The 23,555-nt window shown below is 42.6% G+C and carries 22 protein-coding genes; 16 read left to right on the top strand and 6 right to left on the bottom strand.

Annotated features, from left to right (window positions below):
- Window positions 1–688 precede the first annotated feature (688 nt).
- The 7 genes from HEQ19_31510 to HEQ19_29705 all read left to right on the top strand — a co-directional run bounded on the left by HEQ19_31510 (window position 689) and on the right by HEQ19_29705 (window position 12,937).
- A complete protein-coding gene (locus tag HEQ19_31510; protein ID WZI67066.1) occupies window positions 689–8,920 on the top strand; it encodes a Calx-beta domain-containing protein in 8,232 nt (2,743 codons plus the stop codon).
- Window positions 8,921–9,109: 189 nt separating this feature from the next.
- Window positions 9,110–9,499 (top strand): hypothetical protein, encoded by a 390-nt coding sequence (locus HEQ19_29730; GenBank protein WYM03039.1) that lies wholly within the window; start codon window positions 9,110–9,112, stop codon window positions 9,497–9,499.
- A 91-nt stretch (window positions 9,500–9,590) separates the two neighbouring features.
- Window positions 9,591–10,586 (top strand): ketol-acid reductoisomerase, encoded by a 996-nt coding sequence (gene ilvC / locus HEQ19_29725; protein WYM03038.1) that lies wholly within the window; start codon window positions 9,591–9,593, stop codon window positions 10,584–10,586.
- Window positions 10,587–10,727: 141 nt separating this feature from the next.
- Window positions 10,728–10,919 carry a hypothetical protein gene (locus HEQ19_31505; GenBank protein ID WZI67065.1) on the top strand — a complete coding sequence of 64 codons (192 nt, stop codon included), beginning with the start codon at window positions 10,728–10,730 and terminating at the stop codon, window positions 10,917–10,919.
- Window positions 10,920–11,289: 370 nt separating this feature from the next.
- Window positions 11,290–11,856, top strand: coding sequence for a Uma2 family endonuclease (locus HEQ19_29715; GenBank protein ID WZI67064.1), 567 nt, complete (start codon window positions 11,290–11,292; stop codon window positions 11,854–11,856).
- Window positions 11,857–11,977: 121 nt separating this feature from the next.
- On the top strand, window positions 11,978–12,466 hold the full coding sequence (locus tag HEQ19_29710) for a hypothetical protein (GenBank protein WYM03037.1): 489 nt from the start codon (window positions 11,978–11,980) through the stop codon (window positions 12,464–12,466).
- 285 nt (window positions 12,467–12,751) lie between these two features.
- Complete coding sequence (locus tag HEQ19_29705) at window positions 12,752–12,937, top strand: hypothetical protein (protein WYM03036.1); 186 nt, start codon at window positions 12,752–12,754, stop codon at window positions 12,935–12,937.
- A 154-nt stretch (window positions 12,938–13,091) separates the two neighbouring features.
- Here the strand turns inward: HEQ19_29705 and map are convergent, their stop codons facing one another.
- Both map and HEQ19_29695 read right to left on the bottom strand, forming a co-directional pair.
- Window positions 13,092–13,919: a type I methionyl aminopeptidase gene (gene map / locus HEQ19_29700; GenBank protein WYM03035.1), complete on the bottom strand. Its 828-nt coding sequence runs from the start codon at window positions 13,917–13,919 to the stop codon at window positions 13,092–13,094.
- 300 nt (window positions 13,920–14,219) lie between these two features.
- On the bottom strand, window positions 14,220–14,771 hold the full coding sequence (locus tag HEQ19_29695) for a plastocyanin/azurin family copper-binding protein (GenBank protein ID WYM03034.1): 552 nt from the start codon (window positions 14,769–14,771) through the stop codon (window positions 14,220–14,222).
- A 119-nt stretch (window positions 14,772–14,890) separates the two neighbouring features.
- Here HEQ19_29695 and HEQ19_31500 point away from each other — a divergent pair, with 119 nt between their 5' ends.
- The 3 genes from HEQ19_31500 (at window position 14,891) to HEQ19_29685 (ending at window position 15,863) form a co-directional block, all read left to right on the top strand.
- A complete protein-coding gene (locus tag HEQ19_31500; GenBank protein ID WZI67063.1) occupies window positions 14,891–15,022 on the top strand; it encodes a hypothetical protein in 132 nt (43 codons plus the stop codon).
- 83 nt (window positions 15,023–15,105) lie between these two features.
- Window positions 15,106–15,561 carry a DM13 domain-containing protein gene (locus HEQ19_29690; protein ID WYM03033.1) on the top strand — a complete coding sequence of 152 codons (456 nt, stop codon included), beginning with the start codon at window positions 15,106–15,108 and terminating at the stop codon, window positions 15,559–15,561.
- 5 nt (window positions 15,562–15,566) lie between these two features.
- Window positions 15,567–15,863 carry a hypothetical protein gene (locus HEQ19_29685; GenBank protein WYM03032.1) on the top strand — a complete coding sequence of 99 codons (297 nt, stop codon included), beginning with the start codon at window positions 15,567–15,569 and terminating at the stop codon, window positions 15,861–15,863.
- 246 nt (window positions 15,864–16,109) lie between these two features.
- Here HEQ19_29685 and HEQ19_29680 read toward each other — a convergent pair whose 3' ends face one another.
- A complete protein-coding gene (locus tag HEQ19_29680) occupies window positions 16,110–16,271 on the bottom strand; it encodes a hypothetical protein (protein ID WYM03031.1) in 162 nt (53 codons plus the stop codon).
- Window positions 16,272–16,278: 7 nt separating this feature from the next.
- Entirely contained in the window at window positions 16,279–16,368 is a 90-nt protein-coding gene (gene petN / locus HEQ19_29675) for a cytochrome b6-f complex subunit PetN (GenBank protein ID WYM03030.1), read from the bottom strand.
- A 128-nt stretch (window positions 16,369–16,496) separates the two neighbouring features.
- Between petN and HEQ19_29670 the strand changes: the two genes are divergently transcribed.
- The 3 genes from HEQ19_29670 (at window position 16,497) to HEQ19_29660 (ending at window position 18,921) form a co-directional block, all read left to right on the top strand.
- Entirely contained in the window at window positions 16,497–16,940 is a 444-nt protein-coding gene (locus HEQ19_29670; protein WYM03692.1) for a hypothetical protein, read from the top strand.
- Window positions 16,937–17,479: a 3'-5' exonuclease gene (locus tag HEQ19_29665; GenBank protein ID WYM03029.1), complete on the top strand. Its 543-nt coding sequence runs from the start codon at window positions 16,937–16,939 to the stop codon at window positions 17,477–17,479. The genes HEQ19_29670 and HEQ19_29665 overlap by 4 nt, the downstream gene beginning before the upstream one ends.
- A 77-nt stretch (window positions 17,480–17,556) precedes the next feature.
- On the top strand, window positions 17,557–18,921 hold the full coding sequence (locus HEQ19_29660) for a cytochrome P450 (GenBank protein WYM03028.1): 1,365 nt from the start codon (window positions 17,557–17,559) through the stop codon (window positions 18,919–18,921).
- Between the two features lie 255 nt (window positions 18,922–19,176).
- Here the strand turns inward: HEQ19_29660 and HEQ19_29655 are convergent, their stop codons facing one another.
- A complete protein-coding gene (locus HEQ19_29655) occupies window positions 19,177–19,347 on the bottom strand; it encodes a hypothetical protein (GenBank protein ID WYL98142.1) in 171 nt (56 codons plus the stop codon).
- On the opposite strand from HEQ19_29655, the gene HEQ19_29650 reads away from it, so the two are divergent.
- Window positions 19,341–20,507 carry a pyridoxal phosphate-dependent aminotransferase gene (locus tag HEQ19_29650; GenBank protein ID WYM03027.1) on the top strand — a complete coding sequence of 389 codons (1,167 nt, stop codon included), beginning with the start codon at window positions 19,341–19,343 and terminating at the stop codon, window positions 20,505–20,507. The two genes, HEQ19_29655 and HEQ19_29650, sit on opposite strands and share 7 nt — an antisense overlap.
- Window positions 20,508–20,558: 51 nt before the next feature.
- A complete protein-coding gene (locus HEQ19_29645; protein WYM03026.1) occupies window positions 20,559–20,996 on the top strand; it encodes a secondary thiamine-phosphate synthase enzyme YjbQ in 438 nt (145 codons plus the stop codon).
- Window positions 20,997–21,165: 169 nt separating this feature from the next.
- Here HEQ19_29645 and HEQ19_29640 read toward each other — a convergent pair whose 3' ends face one another.
- Window positions 21,166–21,843, bottom strand: a complete 678-nt coding sequence (locus HEQ19_29640; GenBank protein ID WYM03025.1) for an SDR family oxidoreductase — start codon at window positions 21,841–21,843, stop codon at window positions 21,166–21,168.
- 93 nt (window positions 21,844–21,936) lie between these two features.
- Between HEQ19_29640 and HEQ19_29635 the strand changes: the two genes are divergently transcribed.
- Complete coding sequence (locus HEQ19_29635; protein WYM03024.1) at window positions 21,937–23,322, top strand: DNA cytosine methyltransferase; 1,386 nt, start codon at window positions 21,937–21,939, stop codon at window positions 23,320–23,322.
- The last annotated feature ends 233 nt before the right edge of the window (window positions 23,323–23,555 follow it).

The raw sequence follows: 23,555 nt of genomic DNA, 5'->3' as shown, positions 1-23,555 counted from the left end.
TAAATGAGTAATGAGGATAAGATCCTCATCAGTTAACGTTATTGACCAAGCCAATTTTAGATTTTAGATTGTTTCGGCACCTTGCAGGCTCCGCAGAATTTTAGATTTTAGATTTAATCCAAAATTCAAAATCCAAAATCTAAAATTGTTGGACCCTTGTGGTCGGGGTCAATCCAAAATCCAAAACTTGTACTGAGCGTTCGCGCAGCGTCCCGCAGGGAAGTCGTTGGCGTAGCCTCTGTCTACGACACGCTACGCGAACGTAGAGAAGTATCCAAAATCCTTTGACCCCAACATATTTCCTAAATTCAAGTGCAAGCTGTAGCGCAGAATTTCTCACAGCAGCAGTGATTGGATATTGATTTTTTTTTCAGCAGCATTTACAGAAGTTAGAAAAGCATTAGGAAAAGCATTAGATAACAGATGTCGTCGATACTTTTTCTGAATTCGTAAACATCATCCAGAAAAGGATTACATCTGAGACAAATGAAGGGTTAGTGACGCGCTTACCAAATCAACAAACAGCAGCTACTAAGACAAATACTCACATCAAAAAGTCCTTGACGTTTCACTGTTGAGGGTTGACTGTTGCAATTGAATATTTTTTGGTTGGGAATTGACTGAGAGTTATAGCCCACAGTTTGCAATGACTGAAATTCGTTACCCCACATAAGGAAGCCTACATTTCATGAGTAATATCCTCAATCCGATCTACAACCAACTCAGCGATTTTTCTGGTTTAGAAAACTTTTGGAATCTGTTCGAGACTGCTTTTGGTACGCAATACAATCATACCGTCGCCGCTAATCTCCGTTCTCAATGGCAAGCGGGGGATTTTAGTCAATTTCCCAAAGTTGAAGTTATTCTCAGTGACAGTCTTGACAATGCTAATGGTACTTATGACAGTAGCACTAACAAGATTTATCTATCTGCTAGTTTTGTCACAACTGCAAAACCAGAAACAGTTAATGCGTTTCTGTTAAAGGAAATTGGCAATTTTGTTGATGCTCAGGTTAATCAGAGCAACACGTCTGGGAATAAAGGGGCGAATTTTGCTGGCGTTGTTCTAGGAAATAGTTTAACGGAAGAAGTCCAATCTGTACAGCCTTCAAGCGATATACACAATACAGGGTGTAGTTGCTCATCCTGTGCGCTTCCTCCAGTCGATCCAAAGTTATTCAATAATCAACAGGAACAGTTAGTAGAGGCTGTATCAGCTACTTTAGATTTATCTCAAACTTTCTTCCTCAACAGTTTAGCAGGAGCTAACCACACAATTTATTTAGATTTCAACGGACATACCACCACTGGTACTAGCTGGAACACAAGCAAAGGTCTGACTAACATCTTCACTCCTGCTTACGACTTCGACGGGAATACAGCTTCTTTTAGCTCAGCTGAACTTGAACGAATCCAGTATATCTGGCAGCGCGTTGTTGAGGATTTCAGCCCGTTTAATGTTAATGTCACAACTCAGGCGCCAACAGATATTAATGATTTGATTAAGAGTGGGACTGGTGATACTCGCTGGGGTGTGCGAGTCGCTATCGGCGGTAGCAGTTCCGATTGGTATGGTTCTGGAGCTGGAGGAGTCGCTTATCTTAATTCTTTCAACTGGAATAGTGATACTCCCACCTACGTCTTTAGTGACAGCTTGTATGACGGCGAAAAATCTACGGCTGAAGCTATCTCTCATGAAGTAGGACATACTCTGGGACTCAGACATGACGGACTCCCTACACAGGGATATTACGGAGGACATGGTAGTGGGGATACTGGCTGGGCACCGATTATGGGAGTAGGGTACTCCCAGAACCTATCCCAGTGGAGTAAAGGCCAGTATAGTTCCGCTAACAATACTGAAGATGATTTGCAAATTATTACGACCCAAAATGGGTTTGGCTACCGAGTCGATGATACTGGTAATACAATTGCCACAGCAAAATCACTGACTCTTTCTGGTACGTCTTGGAGTGGTAGTGGCATTATCGAGCGCAATACAGATATTGATTTCTATAGCTTTTCGACGGGTGCTGGTGCGCTTAACTTGACAGTGAATCCCTTCAGTCGCGGACCAAATCTAGACATTTTGGCACAGCTATATAATTCTGCTGGTACCTTAATTGCATCGTCTAATCCCACAGATTTACTCTCTGCAAGTATCACAACAAATGTCGTTGCTGGAACGTATTATTTAGCTATTGATGGGGTGGGAAAAGGAGATCCTCTTTCTACTGGCTACACAGATTACGGCAGTTTGGGGCAGTACTTTATCAATGGTAAAATTGATGCACTTACTTACGCCAGTTTTAGTAACTCCGGTGCTATCTCTATCCCGATTTCCGGAGCCAGCAATCCCTACCCCTCAACCATCAATGTCTCTGGTGTGAGTGGGAATATTGCCAACCTCAAAGTCACCCTCACCAACCTCAACCATACTTGGGCGGATGACATTGATATTCTACTCGTAGGACCGACTGGAGCCAAAATCATCTTAATGTCAGATGTAGGTGGCTCAAGCGACCTCAACAATGTTACTTTCACCTTCGATGCATCAGCAACTGCAGCCTTGTCAGATGAAGGACAACTAACGAGTGGCACCTATCTCCCAACAGATTTTGAATCTGGAGATACTTTTAACTCTCCAGCGCCGGGAGGTACTTACGGGACAGATTTATCCGTATTCAACAATACCAATCCCAATGGTGTTTGGAGTCTCTACGTCGTCGATGATGACGGTGGTGGTGATAGTGGGACAATTACCGGAGGTTGGTCACTTAGCATTGGCACCGACTCAAGTTTACCCTTCATCACGCTGGCCTTATCTCCAGCCAGTGTCCTAGAAAATGGCACAACCAACCTAGTTTACACCTTCACCCGCTCAGGCGCGACAACCAACGCCCTCACCGTCAACTATGGCATCACTGGGACTGCCGATAGTAGCGATTATACAGGTGCAACACCCGGAACAGGCAAAACCATTACCTTTGCTGCAGGTAGTAGCACTGCAACTCTCACCATTGACCCGACAGCAGATACCACCATTGAAAGTGATGAAACCGTTGCTTTAACTTTAGCAACCGGCACTGGTTACACCATTGGGACGACAACCGCTGTCACTGGAACCATTCTCAATGATGATACGAGCGTTACTTTAGCAGTCGCGCCTAGCAGTGTAGCTGAAGACGGCACAACCAACCTAGTTTACACCTTCACCAGAAGCGGTTTCATCGCCAATGCCCTCACCGTAAACTATAATGTAGGCGGAACTGCGACCTTCAACAACGACTACACCCAAATTGGTGCTGCCAGTTTCACAGCCACAACTGGTACAATTACCTTTGCTGCAGGTTCTAGCACTGCAACGCTCACCATTGACCCGACAGCAGACACCACAGTTGAAACTGATGAAACCGTTGCTTTAACTTTAGCAACCGGAACAGGTTACAACATTGGGACGACAACCGCTGTCACTGGAACCATTCTCAATGATGATACGAGCGTTACTTTAGCAGTCACGCCCAGTAGTGTAAATGAAGATGGCACAACCAATCTAGTTTACACCTTCACCCGGACTGGTTTCATCGCCAATGCCCTCACCGTCAACTATAATGTCGGCGGAACTGCGACCTTCAACAACGACTACACCCAAATTGGTGCTGCAAGTTTCACAGCCACAACTGGTACAATTACCTTTGCTGCAGGTGCAACTACAGCCACTTTAACTATTGACCCGACAGCAGACACCACAGTTGAAACTGATGAAACCGTTGCTTTAACTTTAGCAACCGGAACAGGTTACAACATTGGGACGACAACCGCTGTCACTGGAACCATTCTCAATGATGATACGAGCGTTACTTTAGCAGTCACGCCCAGTAGTGTAGCTGAAGACGGCACAACCAACCTAGTTTACACCTTCACCAGAAGCGGTTTCATCGCCAATGCCCTCACCGTAAACTATAATGTAGGCGGAACTGCGACCTTCAACAACGACTACACCCAAATTGGTGCTGCCAGTTTCACAGCCACAACTGGTACAATTACCTTTGCTGCAGGTTCTAGCACTGCAACGCTCACCATTGACCCGACAGCAGACACCACAGTTGAAACTGATGAAACCGTTGCTTTAACTTTAGCAACCGGAACAGGTTACAACATTGGGACGACAACCGCTGTCACTGGAACCATTCTCAATGATGATACGAGCGTTACTTTAGCAGTCACGCCCAGTAGTGTAGCTGAAAATGGCACAACCAACCTAGTTTACACCTTCACCCGGACTGGTTTCATCGCCAATGCTCTCACCGTCAACTATAATGTAGGCGGAACTGCGACCTTCAACAACGACTACAGCCAAATTGGTGCTGCAAGTTTCACAGCCACAACTGGTACAATTACCTTTGCTGCAGGTGCAACTACAGCCACTTTAACTATTGACCCGACAGCAGACACCACAGTTGAAACTGATGAAACCGTTGCTTTAACTTTAGCAACCGGAACAGGTTACAACATTGGGACGACAACCGCTGTCACTGGAACCATTCTCAATGATGATACGAGCGTTACTTTAGCAGTCACGCCCAGTAGTGTAGCTGAAGACGGCACAACCAACCTAGTTTACACCTTCACCAGAAGCGGTTTCATCGCCAATGCCCTCACCGTAAACTATAATGTAGGCGGAACTGCGACCTTCAACAACGACTACACCCAAATTGGTGCTGCCAGTTTCACAGCCACAACTGGTACAATTACCTTTGCTGCAGGTGCAACTACAGCCACTTTAACTATTGACCCGACAGCAGACACCACAGTTGAAACTGATGAAACCGTTGCTTTAACTTTAGCAACCGGAACAGGTTACAACATTGGGACGACAACCGCTGTCACTGGAACCATTCTCAATGATGATACGAGCGTTACTTTAGCAGTCACGCCCAGTAGTGTAGCTGAAGACGGCACAACCAACCTAGTTTACACCTTCACCAGAAGCGGTTTCATCGCCAATGCCCTCACCGTAAACTATAATGTAGGCGGAACTGCGACCTTCAACAACGACTACACCCAAATTGGTGCTGCCAGTTTCACAGCCACAACTGGTACAATTACCTTTGCTGCAGGTTCTAGCACTGCAACGCTCACCATTGACCCGACAGCAGACACCACAGTTGAAACTGATGAAACCGTTGCTTTAACTCTAGCAACTGGAACAGGTTACAACATTGGGACGACAACCGCTGTCACTGGAAGCATTCTCAATGATGATACCAGCGTTACTTTAGCAGTCACGCCCAGTAGTGTAACTGAAAATGGCACAACCAATCTAGTTTACACCTTCACCCGGACTGGTGTCACAACCAATGCTCTGACCGTCAACTATAATGTGGGCGGAACTGCGACCTTCAACAACGACTACACCCAAATTGGTGCTGCAAGTTTCACAGCCACAACTGGTACAATTACCTTTGCTGCAGGTGCAACTACAGCCACTTTAACTATTGACCCGACAGCAGACACCACAGTTGAAACTGATGAAACCGTTGCTTTAACTTTAGCAACCGGAACAGGTTACAACATTGGGACGACAACCGCTGTCACTGGAACCATTCTCAATGATGATACGAGCGTTACTTTAGCAGTCACGCCCAGTAGTGTAGCTGAAGACGGCACAACAAACCTAGTTTACACCTTCACCCGGACTGGTGTCACAACCAATGCCTTAACCGTCAACTATAATGTGGGCGGAACTGCGACCTTCAACAACGACTACACCCAAATTGGTGCTGCAAGTTTCACCACCACAACTGGTACAATTACCTTTGCTGCAGGTTCTAGCACTGCAACGCTCACCATTGACCCGACAGCAGACACCACAGTTGAAACTGATGAAACCGTTGCTTTAACTCTAGCAACTGGAACAGGTTACAACATTGGGACGACAACCGCTGTCACTGGAAGCATTCTCAATGATGATACCAGCGTTACTTTAGCAGTCACGCCTAGCAGTGTAACTGAAAATGGCACAACCAATCTAGTTTACACCTTCACCCGGACTGGTGTCACAACCAATGCTCTGACCGTAAACTATAATGTAGGCGGAACTGCGACCTTCAACAACGACTACACCCAAATTGGTGCTGCCAGTTTCACAGCCACAACTGGTACAATTACCTTTGCTGCAGGTTCTAGCACTGCAACGCTCACCATTGACCCGACAGCAGACACCACAGTTGAAACTGATGAAACCGTTGCTTTAACTCTAGCAACTGGAACAGGTTACAACATTGGGACGACAACCGCTGTCACTGGAAGCATTCTCAATGATGATACCAGCGTTACTTTAGCAGTCGCGCCTAGCAGTGTAAATGAAGATGGCACAACCAATCTAGTTTACACCTTCACCCGGACTGGTTTCATCGCCAATGCCCTCACCGTCAACTATAATGTCGGCGGAACTGCGACCTTCAACAACGACTACACCCAAATTGGTGCTGCAAGTTTCACAGCCACAACTGGTACAATTACCTTTGCTGCAGGTGCAACTACAGCCACTTTAACTATTGACCCGACAGCAGACACCACAGTTGAAACTGATGAAACCGTTGCTTTAACTTTAGCAACCGGAACAGGTTACAACATTGGGACGACAACCGCTGTCACTGGAACCATTCTCAATGATGATACGAGCGTTACTTTAGCAGTCACGCCCAGTAGTGTAGCTGAAGACGGCACAACAAACCTAGTTTACACCTTCACCCGGACTGGTGTCACAACCAATGCCTTAACCGTCAACTATAATGTGGGCGGAACTGCGACCTTCAACAACGACTACACCCAAATTGGTGCTGCAAGTTTCACCACCACAACTGGTACAATTACCTTTGCTGCAGGTTCTAGCACTGCAACGCTCACCATTGACCCGACAGCAGACACCACAGTTGAAACTGATGAAACCGTTGCTTTAACTCTAGCAACTGGAACAGGTTACAACATTGGGACGACAACCGCTGTCACTGGAAGCATTCTCAATGATGATACCAGCGTTACTTTAGCAGTCACGCCTAGCAGTGTAACTGAAGATGGCACAACCAACCTAGTTTACACCTTCACCAGAAGCGGTTTCATCGCCAATGCTCTGACCGTCAACTATAATGTGGGCGGAACTGCGACCTTCAACAGCGACTACACCCAAATTGGTGCTGCCAGTTTCACAGCCACAACTGGTACAATTACCTTTGCTGCAGGTTCTAGCACTGCAACGCTCACCATTGACCCGACAGCAGACACCACAGTTGAAACTGATGAAACCGTTGCTTTAACTCTAGCAACTGGAACAGGTTACAACATTGGGACGACAACCGCTGTCACTGGAAGCATTCTCAATGATGATGTCACAGTTACTTTAGCGATCGCGCCCAGTAGTGTAGCTGAAGACGGCACAACCAACCTAGTTTACACCTTCACCAGAAGCGGTTTCATCGCCAATGCCCTCACCGTAAACTATAATGTAGGCGGAACTGCGACCTTCAACAACGACTACACCCAAATTGGTGCTGCCAGTTTCACAGCCACAACTGGTACAATTACCTTTGCTGCAGGTTCTAGCACTGCAACGCTCACAATTGACCCGACACCAGACACCACATATGAAAGTGATGAAACCGTTGCTTTAACTTTAGCAACCGGAACAGGTTACAACATTGGGACGACAACCGCTGTCACTGGAACCATTCTGAATAATGACTTCCAGCCCACAATTAACCTCAGCGCTAGCCAGACTCTAGTTGAAGGTAACACCAGTCCTCAAAACGCAAGTTATACCGTTACTCTTTCAAACGCAAGTAGCCAAACTATTACCGTTAACTATGCTACTGCTAACGGTTCAGCTACAGCGGGTTTAGACTACACCAGCACAACGGGAACTTTGACTTTCAACCCTGGTGTTACCAGTCAAGTCATCAATATTCCCATTCTCAATGATTCGATTAATGAAGCCAATGAAACCTTTACCCTGACGCTGACATCTCCCACAAATGCTAGCCTGGGAACAACCACAACTGTTACCACAACTCTCACCGATACCCTCACAGCCTCCGTTACCACCACCCTACCCGCCAACGTCGAAAACCTCACGTTAACAGGAACAGCAGCCATTAACGGTACAGGGAATGCAGGAGATAACATCCTCAAAGGTAATAGTGGCAATAACATTCTCTCAGGTGGGGATGGAAATGATACCTATGTTTTCGTAGCTACTAGTGCCTTGGGAACGGATACAATTACAGAAACCACCACAGGTGGTACTGATACTCTTAACTTTACTGGTACTACTGCTGCTGTGAATGTCAATTTGGGTGTGACTACATCACAAACAGTTAACAGTAATCTCAAACTCATTTTCTCTGCCAACAACGTGATCGAAAACGTCACAGGTGGCACAGGCAATGACCGTATCACCGGTAATACCTTGAATAATACCCTAATTGGCGGTGACGGTAATGACCAACTGCAAGGGTTAGGAGGTGATGACGTTCTGTGGGGAGGTAATGGTAATGATATTCTCACAGGTGGCACCGGGAACGATACATATCTGTTCCAAAGTAATGGTGTGTTTACCAGCAGTTTAGGTGTTGATTACATCACCCAGTTTGATGTGGGACTTGACAATATTGTCTTGAGTAAAACCACCTTCAATGCTGTGACTAATACTGTGGGTCAGGCTTTGACTGACTTTGCAGTTGTTAGTGATGATGAATTCGTCAACGCCAGCGATGCGCGGATTGTGTTTAGTCAAAGTAGTGGTAGTTTATTCTATAATCAGGATGGCAATGTTCTGGGTACAGGAACGGTATTTGAGTTCGCCCGTTTAGGCAATCCTGATATTACCCTCGCTGCTAGTAATTTCAGTCTGATTGCCTAGTAAACTAGGATTGTCGTTAGGGGCGCAAGTAGGGGCGCAAGGCCTTGCGCCCCTACAACGACGGTAAAAACTAGTATTTTACCCGGCGATGAGGGGGATGAGGAGGAGGAATTTTTCACTACTCCCTCATCTCCCTACTATTTAATCGGACTGGATTTGAGACCATATTTCCCATTTGTACATATTTATATGAAAAAAGCAATTATTGCCAAAACACTAATTACATCACTAGGTTTATTAGCTTTATTCGCCCCAAATCAAGCATCCGCTCAACTTTTACCACAACCTTGGGTCTCCGTGGGTGGGAACGATGGTGATACAACCTATGCTGTGGGGGCTAGGGCTTTGAATTTGGGTGTAGAGTTAGGTAGAGGGCCTAAGGATTTGACGGGTGTAGATGTTCTCAAATTTCTGAGTTTACCACTGATTTCTCCTTATGTAGGAGTAGGACTATATTCAAACGATAAAGGTGTGGCGTTTTCTGGTGGTGTTCAGATAGGTGCTACGGATCATATTTTTGTGGGTGCTGGTTATAATTCTATTCGTGGATTTAATGGGCAATTGGGAATTAAATTCTAATTTAGGGACTTCCAATAATTGGTTACTCAATTTGCGGTACAATCAAAAGTCTGCCAATTAATGAGAATGCTTGCTGACAGGAGATGCTTCTATGGCCAGGATGTATTATGACACAGATGCAAATTTAGACCTTTTTACAGGAAAAACCGTGGCGATTATCGGTTACGGTTCGCAAGGTCATGCCCACGCCCTGAATTTGAAAGATAGTGGTGTAAATGTCATTGTCGGGCTATATCCTGGCAGTAAGTCAGTAGCCAAAGCGGAAGCTGCAGGTTTAACGGTGAAAAATGTTGCCGATGCTGCTAATGCTGCTGACGTGATTATGATTTTATTGCCTGATGAAGTGCAAAAGGCAGTTTACAAAAACGAAATTGAACCAAATTTAGAAGAAGGTAATGTTCTAGCTTTTGCTCACGGCTTTAATATTCACTTTGGTCAAGTTGTACCACCCGCAAACATAGATGTGGTGATGGTAGCACCCAAAGGGCCAGGACATTTGGTACGCCGGACTTATGAACAAGGGGAAGGTGTACCTGCGCTATTTGCAGTTTATCAAGATGCTAGTGGTAAGGCACGCGATCGCGCCTTGGCTTATGCTAAAGGTATTGGTGGTACTCGTGCCGGTGTTCTGGAAACTTCTTTCCGGGAAGAAACTGAAACAGATTTGTTTGGCGAACAAGCAGTATTATGCGGTGGTTTAAGTGCTTTAATCAAGGCTGGATTTGAGACTTTAGTCGCAGCAGGTTATCAACCAGAATTGGCTTATTTTGAATGTCTACACGAAGTCAAATTGATTGTTGACTTAGTTGTGGAAGGCGGTTTAGCCAAAATGCGCGATAGCATTTCTAACACGGCTGAGTATGGCGATTATACCCGTGGTCCGCGGATTGTGACTGAGCAAACCAAAGCCGAAATGCGGAAGATTCTCAGCGAAATTCAATCAGGACAATTTGCACGGGAATTTGTTCTGGAAAACCAAGCTGGTAAACCAGGATTTACTGCTTTACGTCGTCAAGAAGCTGAACATCCCATTGAGGAAGTAGGTAAAGATTTACGCGCTATGTTTAGCTGGTTGAAAAAGGCTTAATAATTACCAATTTTAACCTTTGAAAATCGTTCCTTAGTTTGATTAGGGAACGATTTTTTATTACAGCCATTTTCAGGTAAATAGACCACGCTTTTGGGGCGCAAGGCCTTGCGCCCCTACGAAGCTCTGTGGTTCAAATGAGTGAAAATTGCTGTAAAAGCTGTACATTTTGATAGCATTGAAGTACACGTCAGCAATGGAGCGCGGGTGATGTACGCAAGCGTCACACAACCACTGACTTTTGAAGAGTTTCTTACCTGGGACGATGGTTCAGGTAGAGAGTTTGAGCTATTAGATGGAATTCCTGTGCCATTATCAAAAATCTGGGTCTAAAACCCCGTCGTTCTACGACGGCTTTTGGTATAATGGGCTTTGTGGAAGGGTAATCAACCACATAAAAAACCCATTTGCTACCTAACAAGTAGACGCTGCACCTTCTCCCAAAGGGAGAGGCTACGCCAAGACAACTAAATCTATGGGGTTCTACTTCGTAGTTCTAGTATCGCCTGGAAGTAGGTAAAAGATTTACAGGTACTAGACTAACAGCATTAAACTGCAAACAAATTTTGCACTATGTGCAACTATGGTCGGGCAGACCAAAAGTTAACGCTAGGGGAGAGAACCACCTCTGGCTTAGATACCGCAAGGGGTCTAGGCTAAGTGGACTCGTTGAACCAAGAATCCTTAGCCTAAAGGCTAAGGAGTGTCAACAGAACCAAATGCAAATCATGAGGATTTGATCCACCGGCTGTGTACCTACCTCGAAAATCACTGCCAAGAAAATGACCTACCTTACGTGTCGCGACAGTCTAAGCAGGTTCGGCTGAAGTCAACACCACCAGAAAAGGAAAAAAGTCGCAAAGCAGATATTATCATATTTGCTAGGGAAGAATGGCAGCGGATGAAAACTATTTCTAGTTCTGCTGCTGCATATATTCCACCACCGGGAATCATTGAGGTCGTTAGCAACAACTGGAAGGACGACTATCTGACCAAACTTGCTGAATATGTTCGCGTAGCGTCTCGTTGGCGCAGCCTCTCGGAGAGAAGAGAGGAGTTGGGCGTTTTAGAGTACATCATTGTGGACTATGCTGCTTTTGGTGGTATTCGCTTCATTGGCTCTCCCAAGCAGCCGACGATTACAATCTACCACCTTGAAGATGGAGAGTATTTAGCCCCAAAGGTGTTTCGCGGACAGGATCGCATTGATTCTAGATTATTTCTGAACATTCCCCTCACGGCTGAACAGATTTTTGCTATGAGTCGCTGATTAGCAACGAAGGAATTTATCGGTCTTCCTAACTTTTGACTTCATTCGCTCAACGTGAGAAAATTAGCAAAAACCAGAGAAAAAAACAGATAATAATTAATTATTTCTGGAGTGCTGAAAAATGTCGTCACTACTTTCAACTTTCACCCAACACGTAGATTATTCCCAGACTGAACTAGAAACTATCCTCTCAAAACCACTCAATGAGTTGCTGAATTCCCCACAACTTAAGCAAGAACTAGAGAGCTTAAACATAAATTTGTTGAAAGAAACCTTACCCACAGCAGGAGCAGTTTTAGCTAAAGAACTACCACCTTTTTACAACTGGCTTAAAAATGAGTTAGGCGTCAAACGGGTTCCTGATAGTCCAGACCATACAACAAAATGGGTGGTTGGTTTTCTCCATCATCAAGAAAGTTTAACTCGCCTCGTAGAATTACACCGTCCCGTACCTCGTCCAGCTTTAGAAGCTTCTATTCCCCGCTTGGTGGGACTGTTTGATGGTGTCGAAGATATCAAGGTAAGGGACGAATGGGAAAAAGCGATCGCTATTCTTTGTTTAGTTCTCGTTGTCGCAGCTCGTGAACAAGATACCATAGTTGCTAGATAAATTACAGCGATTTTCATTCATTTGAACCACAGATATTCGTAGGGGCGCAAGGCCTTGCGCCCCAAAAGCCAAGGCCTTGCGCCCCAAAAGCCAAGGCCTTGCGCCCCAAAAGCCAAGGCCTTGCGCCCCAAAAGCCAAGGCCTTGCGCCCCAAAAGCCAAGGCCTTGCGCCCCAAAAGCCAAGGCCTTGCGCCCCAAAAGCGTGGTCTATTTACCTGAAAATGGTTGTAAAATAGGTTATATTTTATAGTCAAGGCAAAATCTAGATAAACTAACAGTAAAACAGATGGATATTCAATCTGCTACTAAATTTTACATTGCTAACAAGCCAGTACAACATAAATTTCTAGGTTTAATTTTTATCGTCGATTTATATCCAAACAGGTTGAATAGCGTCAGTGTAAAGCTTCCCAGTGGTGCAGTAATGGATTGCGAACTGACATTTTTGGAAGAACCAAATAATACTATTTGATGAGAGATGGTTGATAAATTATCCCTTATCCCAAATTCCCTTAGTACAGGGTGCGTCAGTACCAATAATTAATTTCTGGCGATGTCCAGGATTTTTTGCTGCTGACGCACCCTACAGATGGGATATTTTTTTAATGATTTTTGCAACCAGCCGATTAAACTTTGGTGCGATCGGTTAAAATCTCATAGCCAGTCTCTGTCACCAATACAGTATGCTCAAACTGAGCCGATAGAGAATTATCCACAGTAACTGCTGTCCAACGGTCAGATAATGTCCGTGTGTGTCTAGAGCCAGCATTCAAAATTGGCTCAATAGCCAAGGTCATCCCCGGACGTAGTTTGACATTTGGCATTTCATGAGTGCGAAAATTAAATACTGAAGGTTCTTCGTGGAGGTTACGACCTACGCCATGTCCGGTAAATTCTTGAACTACAGTAAAGCCATTGGCTTTTACATGGTCTTCTATTGCACCAGCTAGGTCAAGTAGGTATACACCCGCTTTCACTTGTTCAATGCCTTTATACAGAGCTTCTTCAGCTACGCGAATTAATTTAGCAGCTTCTGGCGTCACTTCACCTACAGCAATTGTAATGCAAGAATCGCCATGAAAGCCTTGGTAATAAGCACCTGTATCTACTTTTAATACATCCCCAGTCCGAATCACTTTTTTGGCACTAGGGATACCATGTACAACTTCATTATTAATACTAGAGCAAATAGAACCCGGAAAACCGTGATATCCCTTAAAGCTTGGTGTTGCATCCATTTCGCGGATGCGTTTTTCCGCATAAGCATCTATGTCAGCTGTGGTCATTCCTGGCTTTACTAGTTCGGAAATTTCTTTAAGCACAGTTGCCACTATTTTAGCTGATTGCCGCATAATTTCAATTTCACGCGGCGATTTAATTTCAATACCTCGGCGTTGTTTTTTTGCAGGAGTCTGCGGAGTTGTTTGAGCAAGCAAGTGAGAGAAAATGTTCATGGTAAATTATGATTTATAGAATGTCCGGGTTAAGTGTCTATGTTTTTCTAGGTTAGTTGACAAATAATATCTATATTTAAGTTAGCTCATTTTTTGTCTCAGTGTTGTACTATCTAGCCTACCAATAGACAACCGAAAAAAGGCGATCGCTCATATTTGTAGGACTTACGCACTCGTGAGAAACAATCAAGCTTTGCGATTACTACCTTACGGGAACGCTGCGCGAACGCTTCGCTCATAATGACATAAAATCGTAGTCCGTGCGTAAGTCCTGATTTGGACAAAATGCGATCGCCTTTTTTAATTACGGATGGCAATCTCTCCCCTCATCCCTGCTTCTGTGTGTCCTGCTATTGTACATCTTAAGCCATATTTTCCTGTCTTGAGTGGCACAAATACCCATTCTGCTTCACTACCAGGCTTCAATTCCAGTTCGTGGATGGCTCCTTTAATTTCTACTTTGCCAGCATCAACTTTTTGTGTCCAGATGCCATCGGCAAAATCTTTGGCAGTAAAATAGTGTTTCAGTTGGCTGGGATTTTTGAGATGCAGTGCATAGCGTTTACCAGCCAAAAATTCTAGGCTATTGGGTTCAAACTTAAGTTCGTTAGCTGCATTACCTAAGCTAACTGTAATTTGTATAGCTGGTTGCTTGAGCAAATCACCAGACAAATTCTCTGCTACCGCAGAAGTGACATATACGACATTAATGGTAAGTATTAACGCTAGGGTTAAGTAAATACGCCTGACTGCTAGCAGCCATTTAGTGGGATTGGTTGCGGTGGAGAAAGTCAGAGTTTTAATGACAAATTGGTATAAATCTTGGGAAATTTCTCTAATTAACCTGAGCATTTTTATCGGTATTCCTCAAAATATCATGGTAGAAATCAGGAAGCGATCGCACAACAGCACTGTATTCCCCATTATCCATTACCTAGCGGCAAAATAGCGACTGGGAACTGGGGACTGGGGTGGGGACACTTCGGCAAGCTCAGTGCATCGCTGGGGACTGGGGACTGGGGACACTTCGGCAAGCTCAGTGCATCGCTGGGGACTGGGGACTGGGAAAGAGATTTTATGATATAAATCTGAAGAAAATTTAAATAGATTCTTACCTTAAATTAATTTAGTTAAGGTTGCGAGGGTGTAAATTTTCCTTAAACCTGAATTTGAGGACGCTAAAGCTATGAAGTTGAAGCATCTAGTATCTGTTGCAATCATTCCTTTTGTCATGTTAGGCTGTGCCCAACAAGCAGCTTCCAATAAGATAGAGACTCAGACGCCATCTGCAACAACCATCGCTAGTTCTGTTGTAGAATCTGGAAAATTTCAAGCTGGAGAACAACCGACTCAAGGAAAAGTCAATGTTATCACCAAAAACGGTAAACGTTACCTAGAGTTTGATCAAGGCTTCAAAACTAATGAAGGTCCCGATTTATTTGTAATTCTCTATCGTTCTGAGAAACCACCAATATCTGGGATTAAAGATCAAGATTATGTCAGTATTGCTCGTTTACAAAAAACAAGCGGTACTCAAAGCTATGTTCTAGCTAAGAATATCAAGCTAGAGGAATTTAAATCTGTGGCGATTTGGTGCCGAAAATTTAATGCTACTTTTGGCTATGCTGCTTTGAGCATCTAAGTCATTTGTCATTGGTCATTGGTCATTGGTCATTGGTCATTGGTCATTGGTCATTGGTCATTGGTCATTGGTCATTGGTCATTGGTCATTGGTCATTGGTCATTTGTCATTGGTCATTGGTCATTGGTCATTGGTCATTTGTCATTTGTCATTGGTCATTGGTCATTGGTCATTGGTCATTGGTCATTGGTCATTGGTCATTTGTCATTTGTCATTGGTCATTGGTCATTGGTCATTTGTCATTTGTCATTTGTCATTTGTCCCCAATCCCCAATCCCCAATCCCCAATCCCTGGTCACTGAGCGGAGCCGTTCGCGTAGCGTCTCGCAGAGAAGTGCAATCCCCAATCCAGCAGCATCTGCTTAGGGGTGGGGTTTTTTATTATTGGTAATTTACCAAACATGATATAATTGTTAATTCGTAATTCCGTTATGGATGGCGTAACACCACCTATAACGGAATGACCTGTAGAGGTCGCGAACTCTCACCCTAAGTTTAATTACTTAGACCCAAAGCAGCAAAGTGCAGGCTATTACCAATTGGTAATGTCAACGCCGCTTGGGAGTGGTGGTGCGAGTCATGCGTTTTTCTTCTTCTCGACGACGGCGATCGCGCCAATCTGCTAGTGTCAAATAGCCAATACCACCGGTGGCTGCTAAGAGCAGCACAAGGGCTACTAAAGCCAAAATACTCAGGAATGGACTTTCCACGATTCTTCTATAGTCCGTTACGACCCCAAACTACCATTGCAATTGACCAAGTGAACACAACCAGCAATGATACCCAACCCAATGTCAAAATCTCCATAGTCCCTACTTTTATGTGAATTTACAAAACGTTTCTAATATTTATCATACTGGGAAAGGGCAGTTGATTCCTCCGCAGGGTTAGTTAAGGTGTTGCAAAAGGTGAAAGTAATTTCTGATACTCAATTAATGGCAGAACGCTTTGAATCGCTCAAGGCTGGCATAATTGGGGGTTTTTCTTTGAGTTTAGCCTTTTTTATCACCAGTTTGTTGAATAATTTAGTGCTAAAATTGTATTTTTCAACACTCCCAACGCTGGAAATTTACCCAGTTAACTTACAGTTTTTGCTGAGTGCAGCGATCGCTGGCTTTTCTGGCTTGCTGTTTGGCGTCACCTACCGCTATATCATGCGGACTGATAAAAATCCGCAGTTGAAAGCTGGTGCTGTACTAGCTTTTGGCTTGGTGCGGGGTTTAACCCAAATTCAACTTGGCTTAGATTATCGAGAACCAATTGTACCTTATTTTGTGCTAGCTGTTGAAAGTATATTATGGTTTGTGATAGCTGCGATCGCCCTAGATATCGCTTTACAACTTTCCTGGCTCAAACCTTTTAAATCGCTTGACAAATGACAAACTATTTTCTCGTAGTCGATTTAGAAGCCACCTGCTGTGATGATAACAGTATTGCTCGGCACGAAATGGAAATCATTGAAATTGGTGCAGTAATGCTCAATCGAGAAACCTGGGAAATTGATTCGGAGTTTCAACAGTTCATCAAACCGACAAGACACCCAAACTTGACAGAATTTTGTACAAAATTAACGACAATTACTCAAAAAGATGTAGAAAACGCTCCTCAATTCTCTGAGACAATAGCTAAGTTTAAAAAATGGATAGATTTATTTCCTAACAATATTTTCTGTTCTTGGGGAGACTACGATAAAAACCAATTTAAGCAAGATTGTAAGTTTCATAATATATCATTACCTTTTGGAGCAGAACACAGAAATATCAAAAAAGAATTTTCGGAGTATTTAGGCACATCTCACAGATTTGGTATGGCACAAGCGCTGCAACATTTGGGTATAGAATTGCTCGGTACACACCATCGGGGGATTGATGATGCGCGGAACATAGCAGCTATTTACAGACATATTCAGACTCGATAAATAAGTTAAATAAATTGTATAATCAAGCTATTAAATAGTTATGATAGATATGAGTTGAATTCGCAATTAAAAATCAAATGAAATTACCCAATCTTCTGACCAAGCCTTCTTTCCTGCAGCAATTCCAGTGGGTTGTTGACCCTATAGGATATATGGAAAGTTCTGCCAAACAATATCCTGACATTTTCACTACTAAAGTGATTCCTTCGGGACATCCTTTAGTATTCGTGAACCATCCCCAAGGACTTCAAGAACTTTTAACCAACGATAGAAAGAAGTTTGCAGCCCTTGGTCAAGAAAATAAAATTTTGCAACCCTTAATAGGGAACTATTCTATTGTTATGCTAGAAGGCGAGCGCCACAGACAGCGCCGACAATTGGTCATGCCTTCGTTTCATGGCGATAGAATGCGAGCTTATGGTGAGTTAATTTGTGATTTGACAGCAAAAGTTTTGAGTCAATTACCAACAGACAAGGCATTTTCGGCTCGTACTGCAATGCAAGGGATTTCCCTACAAGTTATATTACAGACTGTTTTTGGCTTGTATGAAGGGGAACGTAGCGAAAAACTAAAGCGTCAATTAGTATTGATGTTAGATTTATTTAACTCACCTTTGAGTTCTAGCTTCCTGTTTTTCCGCTTCTTACAAACAGATTTAGGTCCTTGGAGTCCTTGGGGAAAATTTGTCCGAGATAGACAGAAAATCGATGAATTGATCTACGCAGAAATTGCGGAACGCCGGGAACAAACCGATCAAGATCGCATTGATATCCTCTCATTGCTGATGTCAGCCAAAGATGAAGCGGGAAATCCGATGACAGATCAAGAATTGCGCGATGAGTTGATGACTCTATTGTTTGCTGGACATGAAACCACCGCCACAGCAATGGCTTGGGGTTTGTATTGGACTCAGCAAAAGCCAGAAATTCGAGAAAAATTGCTCCAAGAAATAGATAAACTTGGTGATGCACCAGACCCGATGAGCATTTTTCGACTACCTTATCTCACAGCTTTTTGCAATGAAACTTTGCGAATTTACCCCGTGGGAATGTTGACCTTTGCTAGGGTTGTCCAGGAACCTGTCGAACTACTAGGACATTCCTTAGAGCCTGGGACATCAGTAGTTGGCTGTATGTATCTTACACATCAGCGTGAAGATTTATATCCCAATCCAACGCAATTTAAACCAGAACGCTTTCTCGAACGCCAATTTTCTCCCTATGAATTTATACCCTTCGGTGGTGGTGCGCGTCGCTGTTTGGGCGAGGCTTTGGCTGTATTTGAAATGAAGCTAGTCTTAGCAACAATTCTGTCACGCTATGAATTAGCACTAGCGGATAATCAACCAGAAGTACCTAGGCGACGAGGTGTTACCCTCGCACCAGCCCGTGGCGTCAAAATGGTAATCACAGGAAAACGTCAGTCTCCACTTAGTAAGTAGGTCGGCGCAAATAAACCGTACGGTCGAGGGTCGTCATTTGTCCTTTGTCATTGGTCATTGGTCATTGGTAAGAGTTTCAGGCTTGTTTACTTTTCTTAACATAGTTTGGTTTATTTCTGCCTACTTACTTATGGCAATTAATTGAAACTGAAACGGTCATTGGTGATAGGATTTTAGTTGTGTTATTTATAGAACCAAAATCCAAGTTAGGAGTTAGGAGTTAGGAGTTAGGAGTTAGGAGTTAGGAGTTAGGAGTTAGGAGTTAGGAGTTAAATACAAATAACCAATGACCAATGACCAATGACAAATGACCAATGACAAATGACCAATGACAAATGACCAATGACAAATGACCAATGACAAATAACCAATGACAAATGACAAATGACCAATGACAAATGACCAATGACTAATAACAAATGACAAACTTATCTTCTCGGATGCAGGCGGTTCAATCGCCGATTATTCCTGTGGTTGGTGAACTGATTAAAAATTCTCCTGGTACTATTTCTCTAGGTCAGGGTGTTGTTTCTTACAACCCACCGCCAGAAGCTATCGAATTATTACCTAAATTTCTAGCTGAACCTGCTAATAATCTGTACAAAGCTGTAGAGGGAATCCCCCCATTGTTGACAGCAATAGCCAAAAAATTGTCAGACTTTAATGGGATTGAAATCAATGAAGACAACTGCATTGTTGTCACAGCGGGAAGCAATATGGGGTTTATGAATGCCATTTTAGCTATTACTAAACCTGGCGATGAAATCATTTTGAATAAGCCCTATTATTTCAACCACGAAATGGCGATCGCAATGGCTGGTTGTTGTGCAGTATTGGTAGAGACTGATGAAAATTACCAACTGCGTCCAGAGGCTATTACTCAAGCAATTACACCAAAAACACGGGCAATAGTCACAATTTCACCCAATAATCCTACAGGAGTCGTCTATTCTGCAACAGCATTACACCAAGTAAATCAAATTTGTGGCACTCGCGGTATTTACCATATTAACGATGAAGCCTACGAATACTTTACCTATAACGGCGTAAAACACGTTTCTCCTGGGGCTTTTCCTGGAAGTAGCGAGTACACAATTTCCCTGTATAGCCTTTCCAAAGCCTACGGTTTTGCTAGTTGGCGCATTGGCTATATGGTGATTCCCAAACATCTACTGATCGCCGTCAAAAAGGTACAGGATACAATTTTGATTTGTCCGCCAGTAATATCCCAGTATGCGGCTTTAGGCGCTTTACAGGCAAAAGCGGAGTATTTAAAGGAAAATATTGGTGCGATCGCCGTTGTTAGGCAAATTGTACTTAACTCCCTCAATCGTCTACAAGGCTTGTGTAGCATTACCCCCGGTGATGGTGCTTTCTATTTTTTCCTCAAAGTCCATACTCAGATAGATGCTTTTGAATTAGTTAAAAAACTCATCCAAGAACATCAAGTAGCCGTAATTCCAGCTACAACCTTTGGTATGGAAGATGGATGTTATCTGCGCGTTGCTTATGGTGCCCTGGAAAAAGATACAGCACAAGAAGGTATAAGCAGATTAATTAAAGGTCTACAAAATATAATATCCTGATTTTAACATCAACAGCAAAAATTTTCACCCCTGATAAACTCCCATCAAGATATGTCGATTATACATAAGTTAATTGAAATCGAAACTCAAGCCGGAATTAATATTCATAATATAACACCCCAAATTCAAGATTTTATCAACTCAATATCAATTAGAAACGGTCAAGCTTTAATATTTTCTCGACACACCACAACCGCCTTAGCCATCAACGAAAACGAAGAAAGATTATTAGCAGATATCAAAGTATTTTTGCAGAAATTAGCACCAGAATCAGACAAATACTTACATAATGACTTGCATTTAAGAGATGTTCCCGAAGATGAACCGATAAATGCTCACTCGCATTTGATGGCAATGATACTGAATACAAGTGAGGTAATTCCCATTGTCGATGGAAAATTAGCTTTGGGAACTTGGCAATCTGTGTTATTTTTTGAATTAGATGGACCGCGCAAAAGAACTCTATTTATGCAGATAGTTGGAGAATAAGGAATTAGGAGCGAGGATTGAGGCGTGATAAATCTAATTGTTGATTTGTATTTAACTCTAAACTCCTAACTGGGCGCCTCCTGTACGGGCGGGTTTATGAAGAATGTAGTCTACCCACAGATTTACTCGTTAAACCCGCCCCTACACAGTCCCAACTCCCAACTTCTAACTAATCCAAACTAAATTCTGGAAACTCTGCTTGACCAAAGAGCAGATTTTTGTCTAGCGCTGATAAGACTTTATTATTAGCGCGGTCAGAATTTAAAGCACGAACCACCAACTGAGCGACATCTGCACGATGGATGCTGCCAACAATACGCGGATCTTCGGTTAAAATTCCATTATTAGTTGCAGGTTCTGACTTGAGTCCACCAGGACGAATAATGGTGTAAGTTAGTCCACTGCTAATTAAGTATTGTTCGGCTTTATCTTTTTCGACTAAAACACGTCCAAGTGTTTCTAAAGCTTGAGGAGGTAAAGCCACAGCACTATTTCCAGTACCAATAGAAGACACAAGAATAAATTTTTGTGCCCCGATTTTCACTGCAGCATCAATGAGATTTCTATTACCCAAATAATCTGCTTTGTCTTCATCTTGGGGTAAGCCGCCAATAGTGCTAATAACGGCGTGGATAGGTTCATCTCCAAGTATTGCACGTTCTACATCACCCACATTCAAGGCATTTCCTAGAACTACCTGAATACCTATTGCTTCTAGTTCAGCCTTAGCAGCTTCGGTTCTCAGGAGTGCTTTAACTTTTAGCTGTTGTGCTGTAAGGTATTTGGCGATTTCTCGACCAACACCGCGACTTCCCCCAGCGAGAAAAATGTAAGATGCACTTGTCATATTTATTGTTCGAGCGTAAAACCCCATCCATTGGTGGGGACGTAAGCGAGCCAAAGACTATCGTACAATACAACAACCTATCTGAGACATCACATGACAGCTTCGTGTTCACAAACACCCAGACAAATAGAATTACCTCTCCAATTAGTTACCTATCCTACTAAATTCACGTTCATTGATTTATTTGCAGGTATTGGCGGGTTTAGACTAGGTTTAGAAAAACTTGGTGGTCAATGTTTAGGATATTCGGAAATAGACAAACAAGCGATTAAAGTCTATAAACAAAATTATATCAGCTACCTAAATAAAGATGAGCTTGAGTTAGGGGATATTACAAAAATTAGTGAACTCCCGCCTGATTTTGATGTAATTGTTGGTGGTGTACCTTGTCAGCCTTGGTCAGTTGCAGGTTGTTTAAGGGGATTTGAAGACCCTAGAGGTAAATTATGGTTTGATGTGATTAGATTAGTGAATAATAATCGACCATTAGGTTTTATATTTGAAAATGTTAGTGGATTAGCAAGTCCGAAAAATAGAGCTAACTTAGAACTGATTTTACAGGAATTTACGCAAATTGGATATTGTGTTAAATGGAAAGTTCTGAATGCTTACGATTTTGGCTTACCTCAAAATAGAGATAGAGTTTTTATTGTAGGAATTAGAAATGATTTAGATAAATGTGAAAATTATAAATTCCCTGAGTCCTTAAATGTGCATCCAAAAGTATTAGATATTTTGGATGATTTTAAAGAAACCCAACCTGTGGAAAAAGCTAAATTAGATCCACATACTTTATTTAAAGGCGTGATACCACCATCGAGAACTAGATTTCAAAAAAATGATGAATTAAATGATTTTTTCATTTTCTCTGATTTAAGAAATGGACATACAACAATTCATTCTTGGGATATTATCAAGACAAGTGAGCGAGAAAAATTAATTTGTTTAACTCTTCTCAAACATAGAAGAAGTAAAAAATATGGTGAAAAAGATGGCAATCCTTTATCTTTACAAAATTTTAAAGAAATAATATGTGATATGGAAGTTAATGAATTAAATAAATTAGTACAAAAAGGAATATTGCGTTTGACTGTCGATCATAAGTATGAATTTGTCAACTCCAAGAATATGACAGGTATTAATGATATCTATAGAATTATATTACCTACTGCTGATATTATTCCAACGTTAACTGCTACTGGTGCAAAAGACTATATAGCGACAGTATCAATTAATGCTACTCATCCAGAAGAGTATAAAAGTCTTTTCTTGGAAAAGATTTACAAAAATAAAAAATATATAGCAATCACGGACAAACACGCCTGTAGATTACAAGGATTTCCTGCAGATTTTCAATGTCATGAAAAAGATGATATTGCCAGAAAACAATTTGGTAATGCTGTTCCTGTTCCAGTTGTTGAGTATGTTGCGAAAGAATTACTAAATATTATTAGAATACAAGTAAGTGGGCAAAAATAAAGTGTACAGATGTTGTTTTTCATTGGTCATTAGTCATTAGTCAATAAATGAAACTGATATTTGCTTTCTGATATTCAAGCTGAGATTGCGATCGCACAACAAGAAATAACCAGATTACAGACTGAGCTAGACGCTCTCCGCGAAGGTCTACCCGCAGGAACCTACTATTGCGAATCTTTCTGGCTTGTTGAGAAACACCCCCCCTAACTGAACACTTATTTTTAGAGGGGGGT

It is taken from the genome of Gloeotrichia echinulata CP02 (genome assembly GCA_038087035.1).
In the GTDB taxonomy this organism is placed as follows: domain Bacteria; phylum Cyanobacteriota; class Cyanobacteriia; order Cyanobacteriales; family Nostocaceae; genus Gloeotrichia; species Gloeotrichia echinulata.
This window is presented reverse-complemented; position numbering and strand designations above follow the sequence as displayed.